14 protein-coding genes and 1 pseudogene are annotated in these 24,667 nt (G+C 44.2%); 8 read left to right on the plus strand and 7 right to left on the minus strand.

The annotated features are described in order from the left end of the window. The 6 genes and pseudogenes from AC0L6R_RS06100 to AC0L6R_RS06125 all read left to right on the plus strand — a co-directional run. Positions 1-7,060: DUF7507 domain-containing protein (locus AC0L6R_RS06100; protein WP_473270395.1), on the plus strand; the 7,060-nt coding region annotated here is incomplete at its 5' end. Between the two features lie 40 nt (positions 7,061-7,100). Further along, on the plus strand, positions 7,101-9,158 hold the full coding sequence (locus AC0L6R_RS06105; protein ID WP_473270396.1) for a DUF7507 domain-containing protein: 2,058 nt from the start codon (positions 7,101-7,103) through the stop codon (positions 9,156-9,158). After that, positions 9,145-10,053, plus strand: coding sequence for a hypothetical protein (locus tag AC0L6R_RS06110; protein WP_473270397.1), 909 nt, complete (start codon positions 9,145-9,147; stop codon positions 10,051-10,053). Before AC0L6R_RS06105 ends, AC0L6R_RS06110 begins: the two co-directional genes overlap by 14 nt. After that, complete coding sequence (locus AC0L6R_RS06115; RefSeq protein ID WP_473270398.1) at positions 10,034-10,702, plus strand: T9SS type B sorting domain-containing protein; 669 nt, start codon at positions 10,034-10,036, stop codon at positions 10,700-10,702. Before AC0L6R_RS06110 ends, AC0L6R_RS06115 begins: the two co-directional genes overlap by 20 nt. An 88-nt stretch (positions 10,703-10,790) precedes the next feature. Then, a pseudogene (locus AC0L6R_RS06120) lies at positions 10,791-11,767 on the plus strand (PorP/SprF family type IX secretion system membrane protein). A 2-nt stretch (positions 11,768-11,769) separates the two neighbouring features. Further along, on the plus strand, positions 11,770-14,175 hold the full coding sequence (locus tag AC0L6R_RS06125; RefSeq protein WP_473270399.1) for an OmpA family protein: 2,406 nt from the start codon (positions 11,770-11,772) through the stop codon (positions 14,173-14,175). A gap of 81 nt (positions 14,176-14,256) precedes the next feature. Here AC0L6R_RS06125 and AC0L6R_RS06130 read toward each other — a convergent pair whose 3' ends face one another. From AC0L6R_RS06130 to AC0L6R_RS06150, 5 genes are all read right to left on the minus strand, one after another. Further along, on the minus strand, positions 14,257-15,312 hold the full coding sequence (locus AC0L6R_RS06130) for a transporter family protein (RefSeq protein WP_473270400.1): 1,056 nt from the start codon (positions 15,310-15,312) through the stop codon (positions 14,257-14,259). Next, entirely contained in the window at positions 15,312-16,373 is a 1,062-nt protein-coding gene (locus AC0L6R_RS06135; protein ID WP_473270401.1) for a cytochrome-c peroxidase, read from the minus strand. The genes AC0L6R_RS06130 and AC0L6R_RS06135 overlap by 1 nt, the downstream gene beginning before the upstream one ends. Positions 16,374-16,409: 36 nt before the next feature. Further along, a complete protein-coding gene (locus AC0L6R_RS06140) occupies positions 16,410-17,132 on the minus strand; it encodes an MbnP family protein (protein WP_473270402.1) in 723 nt (240 codons plus the stop codon). Between the two features lies 1 nt (position 17,133). Then, positions 17,134-18,252 carry a cytochrome-c peroxidase gene (locus AC0L6R_RS06145; RefSeq protein ID WP_473270403.1) on the minus strand — a complete coding sequence of 373 codons (1,119 nt, stop codon included), beginning with the start codon at positions 18,250-18,252 and terminating at the stop codon, positions 17,134-17,136. Between the two features lie 196 nt (positions 18,253-18,448). Further along, the gene (locus AC0L6R_RS06150; RefSeq protein WP_473270404.1) at positions 18,449-18,823 is read right to left on the minus strand and encodes a hypothetical protein; all 375 of its coding nucleotides are present in this window, start codon (positions 18,821-18,823) and stop codon (positions 18,449-18,451) included. A 160-nt stretch (positions 18,824-18,983) separates the two neighbouring features. On the opposite strand from AC0L6R_RS06150, the gene AC0L6R_RS06155 reads away from it, so the two are divergent. Further along, on the plus strand, positions 18,984-19,835 hold the full coding sequence (locus tag AC0L6R_RS06155) for a glycoside hydrolase family 16 protein (RefSeq protein WP_473270405.1): 852 nt from the start codon (positions 18,984-18,986) through the stop codon (positions 19,833-19,835). A 233-nt stretch (positions 19,836-20,068) separates the two neighbouring features. Here AC0L6R_RS06155 and rluF read toward each other — a convergent pair whose 3' ends face one another. Both rluF and AC0L6R_RS06165 read right to left on the minus strand, forming a co-directional pair. Beyond that, positions 20,069-20,800, minus strand: a complete 732-nt coding sequence (rluF, locus tag AC0L6R_RS06160) for a 23S rRNA pseudouridine(2604) synthase RluF (RefSeq protein WP_473270406.1) — start codon at positions 20,798-20,800, stop codon at positions 20,069-20,071. Between the two features lie 208 nt (positions 20,801-21,008). Continuing rightward, positions 21,009-22,316, minus strand: coding sequence for a peptidoglycan DD-metalloendopeptidase family protein (locus tag AC0L6R_RS06165; RefSeq protein ID WP_473270407.1), 1,308 nt, complete (start codon positions 22,314-22,316; stop codon positions 21,009-21,011). A 521-nt stretch (positions 22,317-22,837) separates the two neighbouring features. Here AC0L6R_RS06165 and aspS point away from each other — a divergent pair. Beyond that, positions 22,838-24,592: an aspartate--tRNA ligase gene (gene aspS, locus AC0L6R_RS06170; protein ID WP_473270408.1), complete on the plus strand. Its 1,755-nt coding sequence runs from the start codon at positions 22,838-22,840 to the stop codon at positions 24,590-24,592. Positions 24,593-24,667: the final 75 nt, after the last annotated feature.

Genomic DNA, 24,667 nt, shown 5'->3' on the forward strand with positions numbered 1-24,667 from the left:
GCCTGTATTAGTAGTAGCGTCACCAGACCCTATTTGCGGTCCAGCTGATATCGATCTATCTGATGCGATATCTGAGGGCACTTCTCAGGGAGCTGATTTTACTTACTATAAACTTGATGGACAGGCTCCAATTATTTTAGGTAATTCTGAAGTTTCTGAATCAGGCACTTATATCATTAGAGCTACTATCGGTGAGTGTTATGTGGAGGAAGAGGTAGTAGTTGTTATTAATGAATGTGCTATCGCGATCACCAAGACGGTGGCACCGACGAACCCGTCAGATGATTGTGTTGAGGCAGGCGATGAGTTGACCTACACATTTGTAGTAAGAAATACAGGAACAGTGACCTTGGGCAATGTATCAGTGACTGAGAAGAGTTTCAGTGGCACAGGCACTGCACCGGCGATCACATTTGTGAGCAGCGACAATGCAGGCGGAGAAGGCGAACTGGCACCGGGCGAGGAAGCGACGTATACGGCGACGTATGTGGTGACTGCGCAGGATGTTGAGGCTGGTTTGATTACCAACCAGGCGACAGCGAGCGGTAAGTTTGGCCTGAATCCTCCGGTGACGGATGATTCAGGTGAGAGCTTCACGACCAATGGGGTGACCGAGTTTGAGCTATGCCAGACCGAGTCTATCGCGATCACCAAGACGGTGGCACCGACGAACCCGTCAGATGATTGTGTTGAGGCAGGCGATGAGTTGACCTACACATTTGTAGTAAGAAATACAGGAACAGTGACCTTGGGCAATGTATCAGTGACTGAGAAGAGTTTCAGTGGCACAGGTACTGCACCGGCGATCACGTTTGTGAGCAGCGACAATGCAGGCGGAGAAGGCGAACTGGCACCGGGCGAGGAAGCGACGTATACGGCGACGTATGTGGTGACTGCGCAGGATGTTGAGGCTGGTTTGATTACCAACCAGGCGACAGCGAGCGGTAAGTTTGGCCAGAATCCTCCGGTGACGGATGATTCAGGTGAGAGCTTCACGACCAATGGGGTGACCGAGTTTGAGCTATGCCAGACCGAGTCTATCGCGATCACCAAGACGGTGGCACCGACGAACCCGTCAGATGATTGTGTTGAGGCTGGCGATGAGTTGACCTACACATTTGTAGTAAGAAATACAGGAACAGTGACCTTGGGCAATGTATCAGTGACTGAGAAGAGTTTCAGTGGCACAGGTACTGCACCGGCGATCACGTTTGTGAGCAGCGACAATGCAGGCGGAGAAGGCGAACTGGCACCGGGCGAGGAAGCGACGTATACGGCGACGTATGTGGTGACTGCGCAGGATGTTGAGGCTGGTTTGATTACCAACCAGGCAACAGCGAGCGGTAAGTTTGGCCAGAATCCTCCGGTGACGGATGATTCAGGTGAGAGCTTCACGACCAATGGGGTGACCGAGTTTGAGCTATGCCAGACCGAGTCTATCGCGATCACCAAGACGGTGGCACCGACGAACCCGTCAGATGATTGTGTTGAGGCAGGCGATGAGTTGACCTACACATTTGTAGTAAGAAATACAGGAACAGTGACCTTGGGCAATGTATCAGTGACTGAGAAGAGTTTCAGTGGCACAGGTACTGCACCGGCGATCACGTTTGTGAGCAGCGACAATGCAGGCGGAGAAGGCGAACTGGCACCGGGCGAGGAAGCGACGTATACGGCGACGTATGTGGTGACTGCGCAGGATGTTGAGGCTGGTTTGATTACCAACCAGGCGACAGCGAGCGGTAAGTTTGGCCAGAATCCTCCGGTGACGGATGATTCAGGTGAGAGCTTCACGACCAATGGGGTGACCGAGTTTGAGCTATGCCAGACCGAGTCTATCGCGATCACCAAGACGGTGGCACCGACGAACCCGTCAGATGATTGTGTTGAGGCAGGCGATGAGTTGACCTACACATTTGTAGTAAGAAATACAGGAACAGTGACCTTGGGCAATGTATCAGTGACTGAGAAGAGTTTCAGTGGCACAGGTACTGCACCGGCGATCACGTTTGTGAGCAGCGACAATGCAGGCGGAGAAGGCGAACTGGCACCGGGCGAGGAAGCGACGTATACGGCGACGTATGTGGTGACTGCGCAGGATGTTGAGGCTGGTTTGATTACCAACCAGGCGACAGCGAGCGGTAAGTTTGGCCAGAATCCTCCGGTGACGGATGATTCAGGTGAGAGCTTCACGACCAATAGGGTGACCGAGTTTGAGCTATGCCAGACCGAGTCTATCGCGATCACCAAGACGGTGGCACCGACGAACCCGTCAGATGATTGTGTTGAGGCTGGCGATGAGTTGACCTACACATTTGTAGTAAGAAATACAGGAACAGTGACCTTGGGCAATGTATCAGTGACTGAGAAGAGTTTCAGTGGCACAGGTACTGCACCGGCGATCACGTTTGTGAGCAGCGACAATGCAGGCGGAGAAGGCGAACTGGCACCGGGCGAGGAAGCGACGTATACGGCGACGTATGTGGTGACTGCGCAGGATGTTGAGGCTGGTTTGATTACCAACCAGGCAACAGCGAGCGGTAAGTTTGGCCAGAATCCTCCGGTGACGGATGATTCAGGTGAGAGCTTCACGACCAATGGGGTGACCGAGTTTGAGCTATGCCAGACCGAGTCTATCGCGATCACCAAGACGGTGGCACCGACGAACCCGTCAGATGATTGTGTTGAGGCAGGCGATGAGTTGACCTACACATTTGTAGTAAGAAATACAGGAACAGTGACCTTGGGCAATGTATCAGTGACTGAGAAGAGTTTCAGTGGCACAGGTACTGCACCGGCGATCACGTTTGTGAGCAGCGACAATGCAGGCGGAGAAGGCGAACTGGCACCGGGCGAGGAAGCGACGTATACGGCGACGTATGTGGTGACTGCGCAGGATGTTGAGGCTGGTTTGATTACCAACCAGGCGACAGCGAGCGGTAAGTTTGGCCAGAATCCTCCGGTGACGGATGATTCAGGTGAGAGCTTCACGACCAATGGGGTGACCGAGTTTGAGCTATGCCAGACCGAGTCTATCGCGATCACCAAGACGGTGGCACCGACGAACCCGTCAGATGATTGTGTTGAGGCAGGCGATGAGTTGACCTACACATTTGTAGTAAGAAATACAGGAACAGTGACCTTGGGCAATGTATCAGTGACTGAGAAGAGTTTCAGTGGCACAGGTACTGCACCGGCGATCACGTTTGTGAGCAGCGACAATGCAGGCGGAGAAGGCGAACTGGCACCGGGCGAGGAAGCGACGTATACGGCGACGTATGTGGTGACTGCGCAGGATGTTGAGGCTGGTTTGATTACCAACCAGGCAACAGCGAGCGGTAAGTTTGGCCAGAATCCTCCGGTGACGGATGATTCAGGTGAGAGCTTCACGACCAATGGGGTGACCGAGTTTGAGCTATGCCAGACCGAGTCTATCGCGATCACCAAGACGGTGGCACCGACGAACCCGTCAGATGATTGTGTTGAGGCAGGCGATGAGTTGACCTACACATTTGTAGTAAGAAATACAGGAACAGTGACCTTGGGCAATGTATCAGTGACTGAGAAGAGTTTCAGTGGCACAGGTACTGCACCGGCGATCACGTTTGTGAGCAGCGACAATGCAGGCGGAGAAGGCGAACTGGCACCGGGCGAGGAAGCGACGTATACGGCGACGTATGTGGTGACTGCGCAGGATGTTGAGGCTGGTTTGATTACCAACCAGGCGACAGCGAGCGGTAAGTTTGGCCAGAATCCTCCGGTGACGGATGATTCAGGTGAGAGCTTCACGACCAATAGGGTGACCGAGTTTGAGCTATGCCAGACCGAGTCTATCGCGATCACCAAGACGGTGGCACCGACGAACCCGTCAGATGATTGTGTTGAGGCAGGCGATGAGTTGACCTACACATTTGTAGTAAGAAATACAGGAACAGTGACCTTGGGCAATGTATCAGTGACTGAGAAGAGTTTCAGTGGCACAGGTACTGCACCGGCGATCACGTTTGTGAGCAGCGACAATGCAGGCGGAGAAGGCGAACTGGCACCGGGCGAGGAAGCGACGTATACGGCGACGTATGTGGTGACTGCGCAGGATGTTGAGGCTGGTTTGATTACCAACCAGGCGACAGCGAGCGGTAAGTTTGGCCAGAATCCTCCGGTGACGGATGATTCAGGTGAGAGCTTCACGACCAATGGGGTGACCGAGTTTGAGCTATGCCAGACCGAGTCTATCGCGATCACCAAGACGGTGGCACCGACGAACCCGTCAGATGATTGTGTTGAGGCAGGCGATGAGTTGACCTACACATTTGTAGTAAGAAATACAGGAACAGTGACCTTGGGCAATGTATCAGTGACTGAGAAGAGTTTCAGTGGCACAGGTACTGCACCGGCGATCACGTTTGTGAGCAGCGACAATGCAGGCGGAGAAGGCGAACTGGCACCGGGCGAGGAAACGACGTATACGGCGACGTATGTGGTGACTGCGCAGGATGTTGAGGCTGGTTTGATTACCAACCAGGCAACAGCGAGCGGTAAGTTTGGCCAGAATCCTCCGGTGACGGATGATTCAGGTGAGAGCTTCACGACCAATGGGGTGACCGAGTTTGAGCTATGCCAGAAGACAGGCATCAACATCGAGAAGACTGCGGACTTGCTCCCAGGCGAAGGCGAAGAGAACTGTGTTGAGGTGATCGCAGGCGAGACTATGATTACCTACACCTTCACGGTAACAAATACAGGCAATGTATCCTTGAGCGGAGTTGCGGTAAGCGACGAGCTTGAAGGTCTGTCTGACATTACATTCATCGGTGGCGACACAGACGAAGACGGAGAACTGGATGTGACTGAGACCTGGACGTATGAGGCGACTTATACCGTGACTCAGGGAGACATCGAGTCAGGTATGGTTGAGAACACTGCTGTGGTAACAACATCCACCCAGGAACGCGACCAGGATACCTTGACGATAGTGATCTGTCAGGAAAGTGGCATCAACATCGAGAAGACTGCGGACTTGCTCCCAGGCGAAGGCGAAGAGAACTGTGTTGAGGTGATCGCAGGCGAGACTGTAATTACCTACACCTTCACGGTAACAAATACAGGCAATGTATCCTTGAGCGGAGTTGCGGTAAGCGACGAGCTTGAAGGTCTGTCTGACATTACATTCATCGGTGGCGACACAGACGAAGACGGAGAACTGGATGTGACTGAGACCTGGACGTATGAGGCGACTTATACCGTGACTCAGGGAGACATCGAGTCAGGTATGGTTGAGAACACTGCTGTGGTAACAACATCCACCCAGGAACGCGACCAGGATACCTTGACGATAGTGATCTGTCAGGAAAGTGGCATCAACATCGAGAAGACTGCGGACTTGCTCCCAGGCGAAGGCGAAGAGAACTGTGTTGAGGTGATCGCAGGCGAGACTATGATTACCTACACCTTCACGGTAACCAATACAGGCAATGTATCCTTGAGCGGAGTTGCGGTAAGCGACGAGCTTGAAGGTCTGTCTGACATTACATTCATCGGTGGCGACACAGACGAAGACGGAGAACTGGATGTGACTGAGACCTGGACGTATGAGGCGACTTATACCGTGACTCAGGGAGACATCGAGTCAGGTATGGTTGAGAACACTGCTGTGGTAACAACATCCACCCAGGATCGTGATCAGGACAGCTTGACGATAGTGATCTGTCAGGAAAGTGGCATCACAATCACCAAAACAGTAGCATCAAATGATGACAAACTCGAGGGTGAGGTAATCTTCGACATAACCGTGACCAACACAGGTAATGTGACACTCTTCAATATTTATGTAGAAGATGTGACTACGGGTGAAAGCTGGATAGTTGAAGAGCTTGCTCCTCAAGCACAGGATACCCGTCAAGTGATTGTAGAGATTACTCAAGACTTGATCGATGGCGGTTGTTATGAAAACACAGCTATTGCTGAGGTAAGAGAATACTTTGAAGAAGAGCAGTCTCCAAATGACCAAATCGCGGTTGAAGAAGAATATAAGGTAATTCTTGAAGATTCTGCAGATGCAAGAGCATGCTTCACTCAAGACGTAAGTCTATTGATCAACAAGGAAATTGTGGGTACAACTACCTATGAGAAAGTGGGTGATCAGATTGAGTACAAGTACACAGTGACCAATACAGGTAATGTTACTTTAACAGCCCCAATTCAGGTTACTGATGATAAGATTGCCAATATCGCACCGATTCTAGGTGACCTTGGAGTTGGAGAGAGCGTTAGCACGACAGCAACATATAATGTTGTAGCTGGTGATCTTCAATTTGAGAGCGTAACCAATACTGCTTTTGCAACAGCCTTGGCTGGTGGAGAAGAAGTGAAATCTAATGAGGATCAGGAGACCGCACTTTACTTAGGACTTGAGTTAGAAGCTCTTGAAACTTTCTGTTTAAATGACGCTCCGTACATCCGATGGGATTTAAGAGGTATCAACCTTGAGTTACTACCTGAAGATCCTGGACCAAATCCAGTAACCATGATTTGGATTGATAAGAATGGAAACGAGATTGTTAGGTTTGAGAACCTTGGACTCGAAGGAGAGATGTTGTTCCCAGGAGCAGAAGTTGATGAAAATGGCTTTGCAACGCAGTGGCCAGGATGGGATCTTCAGAATGGTCAGTGGGTAGCTGGTGACTTTAGATTTGCAGCAGTACGAGATGGTGCTTCCGTAAGATTCGAAATTAATCCAGAAGTAACTACTGATGTAACTTACCCAGGTGCTAATGCTGAATGTAATCCTAATCCAAATCCACCGCTAGCGGTAGACGACGATATGACTGGAACTCCAGTGGTAGCTGAATTGGGCTTCACAAACATTGTGAATGTATTGGACAATGATCAGTTGAATGGTAATACTGGTTTGACTACCCCAGGTGATGTGACCATCACTTTGGTAACTGAAAGTAATCCAGGTGTATTGACATTGGATGTCAAAACTGGTCTTATATCAGTAACTCCAGGTACACCGAGTGGTATCTATACATTAGAATATAAGAATATGTACAAATCCTAATCCAACAAACTGTGATACTGCAATTGTTACCGTATTGGTAGTGACGCCAAGTATTGAAGTTGAGAAGGATGGAGTGTTTGTAGATGGAAATAATGACGGCTTCGCTCAAGTAGGTGAAACGGTAAGTTATACCTTCAATGTCATCAATACAGGTGATATCGAGCTGACCAATGTTACGATTGAAGATGACAAAGTGGATGTGCAAGGTGGCCCAATCAATTTGGGAGCAGGTCAAAATGACAACAGTACCTTTACAGCATCTTATGTCTTAACTCAGGAGGATATTGACAAAGGCTTAGTTTCTAACATTGCTACGGCAAGAGGTGAAGGCCCAGGAGGATATCCTGTAGAAGATCAATCTTCTGACCCTACTCCAGTAGATCCAGAGATTACGGATCCTGAGTGCGAGGGTGACTGTACGATCACAGAGATTCCACAGAATCCAGAGATTGAGATTTTGAAGGATGGAACTTTCAATGATGAGAATCAGGATGGATTCGGAAATGTAGGAGAGACGATCACCTATACCTTCACCGTGACCAACACAGGAAATGTGACGCTGACAAATGTGATTGTAGAAGATGATAAAGTAGACGTGATGGGCGGTCCAATTGCGAGCATGGCTCCAGGAGCTAGTGACAATTCGACTTTCACCGCGACCTACGTCTTGACTCAGGCAGATCTTGATATGGGACTAGTTTCCAACCTTGCGACAGCAACGGGAACTGATCCTAATGACGAACCTGTAACTGATGACTCTTCTGATCCTACTCCAGTAAGTCCAGAGGTTACAGATCCTGAGTGTGAGGGTGATTGTACAATCACTGAGATTCCTCAGAATCCAATGATCGAGCTGTTGAAAGACGGTGAATTTGTGGATGGCAACGAAGACGGCTTTGCTCAGGTGGGTGAGACTATAGTGTACACCTTCACGGTGAAAAACACTGGAAACGTAACCTTGACGAATGTGACTGTTGAAGATGAGAAAGTAACTGTAGTTGGAGGACCTATAGCAACGTTTGCTCCTGGTGCTGAAGACAACACGACCTTCACTGCAACATACGTCTTGACGCAGAGTGATATAGACAAAGGATTGGTATCTAACGTGGCACTGGCTACGGGTACAACTCCAAAAGGAGATAAGGTAACTGATGATTCATCCGATCCTACTCCTGTAAGTCCAGAGGTAACAGATCCTGAGTGTGAAGGAGACTGTACAATCACTGTGATTCCTCAGAATCCAATGATTCAGATTGTGAAATCAGACAACGGAGCTGAGATAGATGGTGCAGGTGATGTAATCACCTATACATTGACAGTGACGAACACTGGTAATGTAACCTTGACCGATGTGATGGTTACGGATCCATTGACTGGACTTGATCAAAATGTCGGAGTATTGGCTCCTGGAATATCTACTTCTGTAAATACAGACTATGTAGTGACTCAGGCTGATGTGAATAGAGGATCGGTGCTCAATACAGGTATTGTAACTGGGGATGGTCCAGGAGAAGAAGATCCTAAAGATGAGGATGAGGTGACCACACCAATTACCCCTATGCCAATGCTTGAACTTGTGAAAGTTGCAGATAAGCAAACTGTATCAGAAGAGGGAGAAGTGATTACTTATACCTTGACGGTAAAAAATAGTGGAAATGTAAACCTTTCTAACGTTGAGATTTCCGACCCGATGACTGGCTATGAAAATACCATTGAGGTATTAAATCCAGGTGAATCTGAGTCCTTTACTACGACCTACTCTGTGACGATAGAAGATATAGCATCACAGCAGCCGATTGTTAACTTGGCTACAGCGAAAGCGCCTAATCCTATAGAAGGAGGGCCACAGATTGAAGCTGAAGCTATGGAAACGGTAGAAGTTGCCTGTGTTGATGGTACTTTAATAACTGGCATTGTATACAACGACATGACAGGTGAGCCATTGGCTGGTGTGCCAGTTACTTTGGTTCCACAAGAATCTACCCCTGGTGATATCCTGATCTTAGTGACAGGTGCTGATGGTCGCTATACATTTAAAGATTTCGCTCCTGGTCAATACCCTGGTACAAGTACAGGATGCAAACTTGAATGGTGCTAGAGGATTGTATCCAGTAGAAAGTTCCTTGTTCTTCACCTTAATCGAGACTTGTAAGTATCAAACACATGACTTCGGCTACGAAACCTATGACGGAATTGTTCTTGGAGACTTTGTATGGTTTGACTTGAACGGCGACGGAATACAGAACGAATGGTTCGATGCAAATAACGATGATCAGGTAACTAAGAATCCTATAAACAGTACTCCTATCAGTATTAGAGAATGGGAATGGTTTGATCTAAATGGTGATGGTAGATATGACGGTCCTGAGAATGAAGGCGAATTGAATAAAGCTGGATTCGGTAATGATCAAAGTGCAAATATCATTGTCACTGGACCTAACGGCTACACTGATGATGTAATTATCGGTATCCTTGGATACTGGAGATCTAGACCTGAAGCTGGGCTAGGGGACTATACAGCAACTATTGAAGTTGATGAATTCTTAAGTCAGCAAGCTGTATTCATTAGAGATACAGGTTTGATTAAGATCTTACCAGATCCAGGTGCTAGAACACAAGGTATCAATGAAGGTATCAGATTTGAAACTAGATGTGGTGTAACGACTGATAACTCTCATACAAGAACTGCCACTGCATCTGAAGTTGTATTCCTTGATATGGACTTCGGAATCAGATGTCTAGAAGCTGAGGTTAGAATTATCGCTAATGACGATGACTTCGGTACACACTTCTTGAGCTTCGGCGGGCTTCTAGGAAATATTCTTGACAATGATCTGCTTGAAGGTCAGCGTCCTGATCCTGCTGATGTGGACTTTGAATTCACAGAACTTGACGGGATCGTAGGTCTATTGATCGATGAAAATGGAGAGTTGAGCTTGATCCCAGCGAGTGAACGAAGCAAGAGAATATACCTTGAAGTATACTCTTCGTGAAACAGCATTCCCAGATAACCAAGATGATGCCTTAGTTGTATTCAGATTGATGAATGATGAAGTGGATCTTGGAGTAACCAAAACATCCTTTGATGCTGAAATATTTGAAGGTGACGAATTTGAGTATGAGATCGTCATCACCAATGGAGATACGCCTGCGACGAATGTGGTTGTGACAGATAACCTTCCTGCTGGAGTGACTTACATCAGTAACACTGTAACTGCAAATAGTACAAATGCTACGGTTAGTGATAATGTGTCAGGAAGCGTTATTACTTGGACAATCCCTACACTGGAAGCTGGAGCTGCCATTACTATAAGAGTTAAAGTGAAAGCAGAAACGCCTGGTATTATCACAAATACAGTAGTTATAGATTCTGAAGAAGATGACATAGATGAATCTAATAATCAGGATGACGATGTGAATACAATTAAGCCATTCCACATACCAAATGTGATCACTCCTAATAATGACGGAGATAACGATACTTTTGAAATAGAAGGAATTAATATATTTGTAAGCACAGAGATAACTATCATTAATAGATATGGTGACCATGTTCTAGAGCAGAAGAATTATCAAAATGATTGGAACGCTCCAGGTCGAGACAGCGGGTACCTACTTCTACATACTAAAAGGTGTAGATAGAAGTGGTCGAGAACATGAGTACAAAGGTTGGATTCAAGTAATTAAAAACTAATCATTGGTCCGCAGACAGGAAGAAAATAATAAGCATATGAAAACTACTTTTAAAATCATTGGAATGACCTTTCTGGTGGCCATTTTGGCCACCGGGGGGACTTTTGGACAGCAGCTTCCGCAGTTCAGCCAGTATATCTTTAACGGGTTACATATAAACCCAGGGTATGCAGGCTATAAACAGGAGGGCTACATTCAGTCTACTTTACCGCAGCCAGTGGGTTAATTTCCCTGGGGCTCCCGAGACCTTCACAGTTACAGCAGATTTGTCTGCTAACGAAGGGACAATGGGATTCGGGGTATCGTTTCTGAGTGACAACTTAGGACCGACAAAAAACCACAGGCGGCTTGTTGACCTATGCGTATCGTATACAGACAGGAGCTAATAGTCAATTAGGGCTAGGAGTCAGTGCAGGGTTTTCACAATATTCCATTGATGGAAGTATGCTAGATCCTAATGACTATCCTGATAGCGAAATTCCTGATGGAAGAATCAATCTAACCACTCCAAACCTGAATTCAGGCTTGTTTTTCAACACTAAAAAGTTCTATGCAGGTTTTAGTGTTTACAACATGATTGGTAAGAAGTCACTGGAGAAAGAAGATGTTGCCTTAGCCTATCATGATTTTCACTATTATTTAACCGCAGGAGCACTGTTTGATTTGGGCAAAACTGTCAAATTCAAGCCAAGCTTCTTAATTAAGGAAGTCAAAGGAGCTCCTACCAACTATGATATCAATGCGATGTTTTTATTCGCTGAGAGGATTTGGGTAGGAGGGTCTTACAGAAGTAATATCAAGATCTGGAATGATAATTTGCAGGAGAATCTAAACAGTCGAAATGCAGTTGCGGCGATTGTTGAGATCTACGCTACCAAGCGTTTAAGATTAGGTTATGCTTATGACCATAACCTCAATGTGCTTAGCAACTACAGAAATAACTCTCATGAGCTATCTGTAGGTTACTATATCACTCCAAAAACAGCAGTAATGAAAAACCAAAGATGGTTCTGATTATGAAAAAGACATTTACAATACTCAGTATTACCGCAGCCATGATCTTTGGATCAGTTGGAGTTACAGAAGCGCAGAAAAGCAAAATCCGATATGCCGACAAGCAGATGGAGTTGATGAACTACACCCATGCTTTGGAAGTGTATGAGCAGTCCTATGCTAATAAGCCAAATTATGAAACTGCTAAAAAAGTAGCTGGTGCAGAGGATATCATCCGTGATTATGACAAGTCTTATGAGTGGTGGAAGACTACAGTAGGATATGATGAAGCGACTAATTCTGATTATGCACAGTTCCTTAGAGCTGCTCAATTAACAGATAATTTTGAAGAGGCAGTAAGTATCATAGAAGCTAAAGGAGTATCGGCAGATAGTTTGGACGTTGCTAAATTATTGACGCTTCAGAGTAAGAGAAAGGTTAAGTTAGAACCTGCTGAAGGTTTAAATTCTACAGGTTCGGATTTTGATTTGGCTGTAGATTCAAATGGAAATAAATATTTCGTTTCGGATCGAGGAGGAATTTATCCTAGTGAAATGCCAAGCTTAAGGTTTGATGCTAAGAATAAGTACTTCAGTGATGAAAAAAGTGATTATACAGATCGCGAATATTTTTCAGTTTACAAGCAAGATACTACCGGAAATGTAACTGAGCTTGTTTCAAATGTGCCAGGAACATACAACTTCTCTGATCCAAGCTATGATAAGGGACAGGGTATTCTTTTCTACTCTATCACAAGAGATATTAAAAAAATTAAGAAGAGAGATGATATTGTTGTTCAGCCAGAGATTTACTACAGCAAATTGAATGAAGATGGAACGATGGAAGGTTTCTACCCAGTTCCCTTCAACGATTCTATTAAATACGCTGTAATGAACCCCTATGTAGATGAGGAAGCTAAGAGGTTGTATTTCACTTCCGATATGCCAGGTGGTATGGGTGGAACGGATTTGTACTATGCTACCTATGATGCTGACATGACATTTGGAGATCCTGTTAATTTAGGGTCTACCATCAATACTTCGGGTAATGAATCACATGCTTTCAGAAAAGATGATAAGTTTTATTTCAGCTCAACTGGACATCCAGGTGTTGGGGGAATGGATGTGTTTCAGTCTGATTACACTGCTACCCAATTTAGCAATGTGCAAAATATGGGAATGCCTATTAATTCCCTAGCTGATGATTTTGCATATCGTGAAGTGTTAAATGAAAAAGGTAAGGAGGAAGTATATCTTTCTTCTAATAGAAAAGGTGGACAAGGCCTCGATGATATATACACTATCCAAGATGTTTATAAGCAATTCCTAGCAAGAGTAATTGACTGTGAAGGTTTGGTCATCACGGATAGTTACATGGCTACCTTAAGAGATAAAACTCAAAATGGTAATGTGCAGACTACTAGAGGAGCTACTGGTGAGCTTCTAGCCGAACTGGAGCCAGATAGTGACTTTGGAATTGTAATTTCGAAGCCAGGATACTTCAGCGTGACTGACGAGAGTATTACAACGAAGGGTTTTGAAGGAGATACGGTGAAGAGGGAATATACTTTAATCGCTATTCCTTACCAATTGCCAGTATATGTCGATATAGTTTATTATGATTTGGATAAGTTTAAAATTAGAGATGATGCAAAACCAGCTCTTGATAAACTAGGGGAGATGATGAACAAATATCCATTCCTGGATTTACTTGTTGCTTCGCATACTGACTCAAGAGCAAGCGATGAGTATAACATTATCCTTTCTAATAACCGAGCAAAAGCGGTGACTGAGTACATGGCGCAGCATAATATCTCTGCCGATAGAATCAGACTAGAATGGTTCGGTGAGCAGGAATTGGTGAATGATTGTGGAAATGGTAAGCCATGTAATGAGGCTGATCATCAAATGAATAGACGATCAGAGCTTATTTTGGAGGCATTCCCTGATCCAAGCAAAGGATACGAAATTCCTGAGAGCTTTAAAGACCTAAATTTCTGCGATCCAGAAACTCTTTTTGAAGATATACAAAAAGAGCTTGCAGCGATTCCGACAATCTACTTTGACTTTGATAAATCAATGTTGAGATCAGTGCATAAGAAGGAGCTAGAACGTACAGCGATTATGTTGAAGCGTATGCCAAACTTAATGTTATACATAGAAGGGCATACAGATCAAAGAGGTTCTGACGAATACAACAAACCGCTATCAGAGCGTAGAGCCGATGTGGTTAAGAAATATTTAATTCAGAGAGGAATCGAAGACAATAGAATGGAAGAGACATGGTTCGGAGAGACTAAACCAGTCAATGATTGTAATTCTATCAGCTGTACAGAAGCGATGCACCAGTTGAATAGACGCACCGAACTTAGGGTAGGAAAAACCTCCTTCACCTATACAGGGAGGAAGAAGAAAGTTGATACGTTGTAATACGTGATTGATGTGAATAGTAACCTGTAAAAAGAGTCCCGCATTTGTGGGACTCTTTTTTGTTGTACAACTCTATATTGGTTATAGCTTGAAATTCCTGACAATCCCCACACTCAATCTGCTCGAATGCATGATCTGGTTACCATTTAGGTTTTGGGAAATGGGATACTGGTATACTAAATTTAAAGTAGTTTGAATGATATTAAAATCCATTCCGATCTGCGCAAAAGCTACTTTTCCACCTGTAAGATCCTGCTTTACATCATCCCATAGATCTTTTTGCGAAGCCTCATAATATACTCCTGCATTGGGAGCTAAAAGCACTTTTTCACTAGCCTGGAATTGATGGAAATATATCGCGTAAGCATTAAAACTGTTGCCTGCCTGATAGTCCTGAGCTCCCTCGGTACTGAATTGATAGCTTGCTCCCGCATTTACGCCTTGATTGTTTAGAAACCACTGATAATTTAATCGTGGTATAAATGCAAAAGCATTTTTCCCAGGCTGTATGATGGGGTCAAAGTAATCCTGGTTTTCATTATCTGACCGAACCAAAGCCTGTCCTGTTGGTAAATTCATGGCAAATCCTGGGCGAATGGTATGTCTGGATTTTTGATTGTAAACCATCCAAATGTAGTCGCCTGCCAAAGTCAAATCCCCCCATCCTTGAACAAACAAGGTAGTGTCGCGGCTAGGGTTAGGAAGGTCAAGGTAATTTTCATAGTACACCTTGTTGAATTCATAAGGCAATACTACCGTGAAGTTCCATTTATTTTTTACAGTAAAATTCCCTCTCACCTCGACGGTTTGATAGGTTTCAAAGTCTTGTTTTGATTTTTGCACATAAAGATTGTTTCCCTCAGGCTCATGCATGATAATGGGATAATTCCCAGGTAGTAACTTAGTCGATTGCTGCTGTGGATAAGTCAAAACGGCTTGGGTAGCCGGCGTGATGGAAGTATAACTTTTATAGTCATTGAAGCCTCTGTATCTATAGAATACTCCCAAATAACTTTTGTTTTGGAGAAGGCTATACTCGAAGAAATTGCAGCTATCGCAAGCATAGCTTTTTTGCATTCCGAGAAATGAAATGCAGATAAAACTTAGAAGTGTTATTTTCTTGAAGAATGATTTCATCAGTTTGATTTTGGATGATGATTATGAATAAATAGGGAGTCGGTCAGAGTAGCCAAAAATGCAAGCAATGCTTCTCGTTCTTGCTGATTTATTGCAATTCCATTTGTTAATTGTGAAGCCAGCGATTCATTGAGCTGGATGCCATTTTGATAGTGGTCGAGCACCTCTTCCAAAGTCTGGAATCTTCCATCGTGCATATATGGTGCTGTTAGGGCAATATTGCGAAGGGTTGGAGTTTTATATGCTCCCATATCCTGAGGATTTGAGGTGATTCTAAAACGACCTTGGTACAAACCTTCCAGTTCTGGAGGATTGAGATAGGTTTTGTCTAGTCCATTGTTGTGAAAGCTTCGGTCAGTGAAAAGCCCCTCCTGATGGCAACTAGAGCAGTTTTTTTGGTAAAGCTGATATCCTTTGATCTCTAGATCAGTCAAAGATTCTTCCTTCCTTTGCCAGCGGTCATACTTGGAATCTTGGGAAATCAGCGTTCTCACGTATTGACTAATCGCCCGGCTTACTTGTGCACTTTCAATTTGTTCTTCAGGAAAAACTACTTTGAACTGCTTCTTGTATGCAGGATCATGCTCCAGATATGTAATTATTTCGTCAAGATCGGCTCCCATTTCGTCTGGATGAGTCAGTGGACCAAAATTCAAAGACTCCAAATCATGTGCGCCGCCATCCCAGAATAATCCTTCAGTTTGCCAGGCCAGATTGAAAATCGCCGGAGCTGTGCGGTGCAATTTTTCTCCCGAAACACCATGTTCAGCTAGGCTCACTCCGTCGGTAAAAGCCAATTCTGGATTATGGCAGCTGGCGCAGGAAACCTTGCCATTCGCAGATAGATTTGGGTCAAAGAATAACTTTTTACCCAAGTCAACACCCTCTACTGAAATCATATTCCGCTCCGGTTGTGGAAATCCAGCTACCTGAAGGGTAGGAGATAGCTTAGGGACAAAGTAATTGACCGCACTGATTGGCTCTGTAGGATCTACATCCTGGGCGCAGGCGGTTGCCAGGCTTATGGCTGTTAGCAGAAGAAATTTCTGATAGGTTTTCATACTAAAACCCGGGGGATAAAGCCCCCGGGATAGGAATTACTTCACAGTGATAAAACCTTCAGAATAATTCTCAGCAACTTTGGCAGCCATCTCTCCAAACATGATCGTAGTACTCTCCAAATCGCTCAATTGAAGGGTGTTCGGATCTTTGAATAGCTCATCCAGATCAGCAGCAAGGATTAAAGAGGTAGCTTTGCCAGCTCTGACTCCTGTGAGCGGTTGAGTGATAGTTTGGAAATTAGGATTAGTGCCAATATGCATGATAAGTCCTTGTCTTTCAGTGGTGTTTTTGTTTGTGAATTCACCTTCGAGCACCAGAAATTTGTAACCTGTGTTCCAGTTCCAAGCCATGTCGGAGTTAGGATCCAAATCGCCGGTCTGGTCAGTCTTACCATTTGCCACTTCGTCCACGCCTATGGAGAAAGTCAGTTGGTTGTAATTGGCAGAAGGGATCATTCCCAGGTCAATGCTTTTGTTTCCGTCTTCAGAGATGAGGTGGTAGCTATCCATTTCCTCATACATTTCTCCTGTCTGAGTGTTGGTGAGTACTACATTCGAGATGTAGTATTTGAATTTTTTCGGAGTGAAATCTTCACCAGAAGGAAGAGTAAATGACTTTCCATTAAGTTCTAAAGTTTGGCCATCTAGCACGTGCTCCATGGTAATGTCCATCGCCATGGTGGCTGGAATTTCCTCGTCTTTACAGGAAGAAAAGAGAGCCAATGAAGAGAAAAGTGCTATATAAATTAGATTTTTCATTTTAGTTAAAAGGATTAGAGAATTTTGAATTGGTTATAAATTGCTGATCCGTAAGTGTGTGGAGAAAAGCAATAATTGCTTTTTTTTCTTCCTCACTCAGATGCAGCTTCACGGCTTCGGAGCCGTTTGGAAGTTCATTGCTGGCTTCCAAAATCAACACATCCAGCGTACTGCTGTTTTGAATGTGATCATTGTAGTGATCAAGTACTTCTTCCAAAGTTCTGAATCTACCATCATGCATATAGGGAGCTGTCAGGGCTATATTTCGTAAGCTGGGCGTTTTGAACTTTCCCTTATCAAAGGCATTGGATGTGACTTCCATCAGACCTGAAGCTAGGTTTTCTTCCGTATCCAGACCATTATTGTGAAAGCCAGCAATTCCATTTGGATCCCCTGCCGTAAGAAATCCCAGATGACAATCGCTACAATTCCCACCGCGAAGCTGCAGCTTGGGATCAGGATGCGTGAAGAAAAGCTCCAAACCCAATTTTTCTTCAGGGGTAAGTTCTACTTCATTTCTGATCCAGGCATCAAACTTTGAATTGGCAGAAACCAACGTGCGCTCAAACTGAGCCAACGCTTTCCCTATCAGTTCCGGAGTGATTTCCTCCGTGCCAAAAGCACTTTTGAAAAGAATTGGATACTGACCATCAGCTTGTAACCTATTTACAGCCTCTTCTATTGGAAGATTCATTTCCCTTGGATCTTCGATCGGCTGTACCGCCTGTATTTCAAGCGAGGCAGCCCGGCCATTCCAGAAGAATTTATTTTGCCAGTGAAGATTGGAAAGTGACATAGCATTCATATCACCTCTGGAGTTGTTGATGCCAAAGCTGAATTGATTGCCATCAGAAAAGGCTTTTTGCTGCTGGTGGCAAGAGCCACAGGAAACAGTACCATCAGACGAAAGCTTTTTTTCATAGAAAAGCATCCGCCCAAGTTGCACTCCTTCCTCAGTTAGCGGATTGTCGGTGGGCATGGCAATATTCCCCGGAAAATAATCCGGTGCCTCCAAAGAAATCTGAGTGGGCCCATCTATAGGGTTTTCCTCAGTAGTCCCGCAGGAAACTAAGCCACACACGCAGACCAACCCTAGCCAAGCAGGGAATTGAAATCGCATGAGTTGAAATTTTGTGGTTTAAATCCGCTTTTGTCAATGAAATGGGAAGAGTGTCTAGTGTTTGATGGACTTTAGCCTCAGGGCCACTTTGGTCCCCCTTCATTGGTCTTCCGTCTACCAAAGCAAAGAACTAATGCTTCCGGCATCCTTGCGGATAAACATATATTTATAAGAAATCTGTTACTCGATCAAAAAATCACGCCTGGGGCGGATGGTCGATTTCTTTAGTGTTGGTTTGGCCAAACCAGTTTTGGTAAAAAGATTGATGAGCAAAAGGCTCAGTGGAATTTGAAGGATGCTGATAGCTCAAAGCTGAATTTGAAATATACACTCCAAAGTCCTGATTGAAGGTTAAGGCCGGGGTGTTTTCCTGTCTTTCTTGCTCCTCTTTGAGCTTTGTCGCGAGGTAACATTTTCCATCACAGTTCATCATTGGCTTGTCTGTATTGATACAGAAATTGTCTATGATGTATTTCTGATTCATCGTGAAACTCACTTTGATCACCGAATACACCATGCTGTTCATGATTAGAACAGCGCAAAGCCATATGTAAAGTGTGCTTTTAAGCATTTGGCACAAAGGTATATCAGAATCCGTTTTTGTGCTATTAATTATACTTTTTATTGATCAAATGATATTGCTGGCGTGTCCAGTCTAAAATAAATTACCTTTTGTAGAATAGATTTTGGGCTTATCTTGATCGTTCCCTTTTAACCCAAAATCCTTTAAAATGATTAAGCACAAACTTTTCTTTCTAATATTTTCTCTTGGCGTTGCTACTGTAGCTCAAGCGCAATTCGATCCTACAAGTGCTGGCTATAAATTAGTCTGGCAGGAAGAATTTGAAAACTCAGGTCAGGTTAACCCAGAGTTGTGGTCTTTTGAAAATGGTTTCAAGAGAAACAATGAGCTGCAATGGTACCAGGAACCAAATGCAACTGTAAAAGACGGAAAGCTAATCATCACTGGAAAAAGAGAGCAACTCAATAATCCCAATTTTGATCCGGATAGTAAGGATTGGAAGAGAAATCGGAAATTTGCAGAATACACATCATCCAGTATCAATACGCGTGGAAAGTATGAGTTTCAGTACGGAATCATGGAAGTTCGGGCTAAAATCGACACATCTATGGGGATGTGGCCTGCGATATGGACATTAGGGATTTCCAAACCATGGCCATCAAACGGTGAGATCGATGTAATGGAATATTATAGGGTGAAAGGGGAAGCTACCATCTTGGCAAATGCAGCTTGGGCAGACGAAGGGCAATACAATGCAAAATGGGATAACGCTAAAATCCCATTCACCGACTTTTTGCAAAAAGACCCAGATTGGCCAAATAAATTCCATCTCTGGAGAATGGAATGGACTGAACAATCCATCAAAATTTATCTTGATGATGAATTACTCAATGAGGTGGATCTAGCGAGAACTATCAATCCTGATGGTTTTAACCCTTTTCATCAGCCTCATTATATATTGTTAAACCTTGCCATTGGAGGTAACAATGGTGGTGATCCAAGCGCAACCACTTTTCCTAAAGAATATGTAGTGGATTATGTAAGGGTTTATCAGAAATAGTTTCTAGTATTTCGAGTGATGCTGCTTTTCCAGAAGCAGCATTTTTTACGCGGATAAGTGCAGCTTCTGGAGAAGCAGCACAACGAATGACCTGTCAGTTTGAGTACCTATATAGCTCGAGTATAGCTCGAGATCGAGAATTCATAATAACGTGCTTCTGGAAAAGCAGTACAGCAGAAAGAATGAAAACTGCGCCCTCTGCGAGTCCTCCGTGGACTCAGCGGTTAATACCCTCAATCAAAAGTCTTCGAACTATCGGAAATCATATCATTGATTTCTGACATTTCCTTATCAGTCAAATCACGCCATTTTCCAACTGGAATATCCAAGTGCACATTCATTATTCTGATTCGTTTCAGCTGTACTACTTTGAATCCAAAATGCTCGCACATTCTCCGGATCTGCCGATTGAGTCCTTGAGTGAGGGTAATTCTGAACTTGAATTTACTGATGCGTTCTACCTTACAAGGGTCAGTCACTGTGTTTAGTATGGGTACTCCGGCTCCCATCAACCTGATAAACTCATCATTCACCGGTCGATCTACAGTTACTATATATTCCTTTTCATGGTTGTTTTTGGAGCGGAGAATCTTATTTACAATATCTCCTTCACTGGTTAAAAAAATCAATCCTTCACTGTCTTTATCAAGTCGGCCAATTGGAAAAATCCGCTGTGGATGGCCAATGTAGTCAATGATATTGTCCTTTTCACCTTTAGTGTCAGTGGTGCTTACTATTCCTACTGGTTTATTAAAAGCAATATAGGTATGTACTTGTTTTGGCTTTCCTACGGGTTCCCCATCCACAGCTACTACATCGGTCGGGCCTACTTTAGTGCCAAGTTCAGGGGCTTTTCCGTTGATTGTAATTCGACCTTCTTCCAGAAGTTTGTCCGCTCCGCGTCGAGAGCAAAATCCAACTTCACTCAGGTATTTATTGATTCGTATGTATTGATCTTCTGCCACTGGAAATCTAGAATGGATTCTGGCTGCAAGTTACGTAAATGTTATTTACCGCGGTGAACGCAGAGGGTTTCGCAGAGAGTGCTACTGGATAATTTGAATCACTCAAATCCAAATTAGTTGCGTTCTCTGCGAAACCTTTGTATAGTTTGAGGTTAAAAAAAAGCGCAAGACCGAAGACCTGCGCTTTTGAAATGATGTGTTTGAAATTCTATTCGCTTTTACCTGCTACAACTGGCTTTGGAGTCTCGGCCACTAATCGTGCTGGTTCACCTGGAATAATAATAGTTGCTAATCTATCCATATATTCAGCTTTGGTAGATTCAAATGCAAGTTTGTTAGCAGATGAAATAGGTTCGGAAGGTGGAATCTTCTCTCTCAACCAATCTTCCTGTTTGCCATTTTTCCAAAATCTAAAGCAAAGGTGCGGGCCAGTTGCCAAGCCAGTGCTTCCCACATATCCAATTACTTGACCTTGTTTAATTCGCGTTCCAGGCTTTATGCCTTTGGCAATTTTAGACATGTGTAAATATTGGGTAGTGTAGGTACCGTTATGCTTGATCTTTACATAATTACCATTTGCTGAAGTATAACGGGCATCTATTACCGTCCCCTCTCCCACAGAGCGGATTTCCGTGCCAGTTGGGGCAGCGTAATCTGTACCCAAGTGAGCTTTATAGCGTTTTTGAACTGGATGGAATCTTTTCAGGCTATACCTAGAGCTTATTCTCGAGTATTTCAGTGGATCTCTCAAAAATGCTTTCTTGAAGCTGTCTCCGTTTTGATCGAAGAAAGCTACTTCTCCCTTTTGCTCAAAAGGAATCGCATAATAAGGGGTTCCTTTGTGTTCGAAAAAAGCTGTTTGAATGTCTGAAACGCCAACGACTACACCGTCAATTACTTTCTCCTGGTAGGATACTTTAAACTTGTCGCCTTTTTGCAAAGCTCCAAAGTCAATAGACCAACCATATAGATCGGCAAATTGATCAATAATATCATAAGTTATTCCAAGACCAGTCATGTCAGCTGAAAGATTGGAATTGATAATTCCGCCAGCTTCCTTGGTTCTGTATTCTGCGGGTTTCTCTGCTTTATAAATATCTATGGAGTCCAGGTTGAAGACTACATATTCAGCTGGATTTGGCTCGTAAATGAAAAATGCAGCCTGAGCTGAATCAGCAGGAGTAACTACCGTAAATTTCTTGTTTGCTGCTATCCCTCTTACGTCAAAAATCTCCTTTGATTTTTTGGCTATCTGATCGATAATCTGATAGGGGACATTGAAAGGCGCTAGGATAGACCCTAAAGTTTGGTTTTTACTCACGGTTCCTTCTACAATATTCAACCCGGTGACGTTGATTCCGTAAAGAAACACCTGTTTCGCAAGGGAATCAATGAGCGGTGGTTCTACGATCTCAGCTTCCTTTTCTTTCTGAAAAGGCAGGTCGAAAAATTGGAGTGAAGATGCTGCGCCAATGGTGATAACGAGTGCAGCAATTCCTATCCAGATCTTTTTCATTAATCTAATTCTATTTGGGGGAGGTGAAATTTAACTCAATCAAGCAAAAAAGGGCTTTTAATCCAAGTTTTGGGGTATAAACCTTTCGATCGCTCCTTTCCAACTATCATACCAACGATGAATAGTGCCTGAATATTTCATAAAAAAATATTTTCGGCAATTAAAACAATGACTAAGAATTCCCATTAGGCCTCGACTTCGCTCCACCACCGAGATATAATTAGGGTAGATAAGAAGTGGATAGGAGCGGAAAAACTGCACTTCTCCCCTCCATGCTCAAGCACTAGCCAAGCGGACACCGAGCGAAGTCGAACTGGGAGTATTTATCTTGGATATTCATGTAATTTTTGATAGCTACATAAATCACAAGTCTTCATCTTATTTCAATTTTCATAAAGAATAGTCTGGTTTTTCAGGAAAAATGGAAGGAAATCACTGAAATTATTGCTAATCATCCAATGATTCCTGTGTTCTGACTGTCATTTCTTTATCTTTGACATCCCAAAAAAAACTAAATTAACATGCTGAGAACGCATACTTGTGGCGAACTACGCCTGGATCACGTTAATCAAGAAGTTACCCTTGCTGGCTGGGTTCAGCGGGTAAGAAATAAAGGAGGACTCATCTGGGTCGATCTTCGCGACCGTTACGGTTTGACTCAATTGATTTTTGAAGAGGACTCCAGCGAAAAAGCATTGTTGGAAAAAGCTGCAGAACTCGGTCGTGAGTTTGTGGTGCAGGCGACGGGCAAAGTAATCGAGCGGACTTCCAAAAACGATAAAATCCCAACAGGATCTATAGAAATCAAAGTAACTGCACTTGAAGTGTTGAATGCTGCGAAAGTTCCTCCGTTTATCATCGAAGATGAAACTGACGGTGGCGAAGAGCTTCGTATGAAATACAGATACTTGGATCTTCGTAGAAATGTAGTTCGTGAGAAGCTTCAGTTGCGTCATAAAATGATGCAGGAGACTCGTAAATACATGGATGCGCAGGAATTTATTGAGGTGGAAACCCCAGTTTTAATTAAGTCCACTCCAGAGGGTGCACGTGATTTTGTGGTACCAAGCCGTACTAACCCGGGAGAATTTTATGCTTTGCCGCAATCTCCGCAGACCTTCAAGCAATTGCTGATGGTTTCTGGTTTTGACCGATATTTCCAGATCGTAAAATGTTTCCGTGATGAGGATTTGAGAGCGGATCGTCAACCTGAGTTTACTCAGATAGACTGCGAAATGGCTTTCGTAACTCAGGAAGATATTCTAAATACCTTCGAAGGCCTGACTAAGCATTTGTTTAGCAAAGTGAAGGGAGTGGAGTTGGAAGAAGTGAAGCGAATGACTTATGCAGATGCCATGAAATATTATGGTAACGATAAGCCAGATCTTCGTTTTGATATGAAATTCGTAGAGTTAAATGAATTGGCTCAAGGAAAGGGATTTAGCATTTTTGACCAGGCTGAGCTGGTAGTTGGTATCTGTGCGAAAGGAGCTGCAGAGTATACCAGAAAGCAAATTGACGCACTGACTGAGTGGGTAAAACGCCCTCAGATCGGAGCAAAAGGCATGGTCTACGCCAAATACAATGCTGACGGAACCATCAAATCTTCTGTGGATAAATTCTATTCTGCTGACGATCTTCAGGATTGGGCAGATGCATTCGGAGCGACTCAGGGTGACCTGATGTTGATCTTGAGTGGAGATGCAGATAAGGTTCGAAAGCAACTTTCCGAACTACGTCTGAAAATGGGTGAAGAGCTAGGTCTCCGTGATCGCAACGTTTTCAAACCACTTTGGGTAATGGACTTTCCTTTGTTGGAGTGGGATGAGGAGACTAACCGATACCATGCCATGCACCATCCATTTACTTCTCCTAAGACAGAGGATATTCCTTTGCTGGATTCAGATCCAGGAGCGGTGAGAGCAAATGCATATGATTTGGTTATCAATGGTGTGGAAATTGGCGGCGGTTCTATCCGTATTCACGATAGAGCTACTCAGCAATTGATGTTCAAGCATCTTGGATTCTCAGAGGAAGAGGCGCAAAAGCAATTCGGATTCCTGATGGAAGCTTTCGAATATGGAGCCCCACCACATGGAGGGATAGCTTTCGGATTTGATAGATTGTGTGCGATTTTCGGTGGATCAGATTCCATTCGTGATTACATCGCCTTCCCGAAAAATAACTCGGGTCGTGACGTGATGATCGATTCTCCAAGCAGCATTGCGGACGAGCAATTGACTGAGCTATCGATTCAGTTGGCAGTTAAAAAGTAAGACGAATCCACATTCGAATAAATAAAGAATATGTATATCTGCTTTTCTACCAGTAAAGGGGGAAAAGCAATCTAG

Source organism: Algoriphagus sp. 10J20-15 (genome assembly GCF_055809615.1).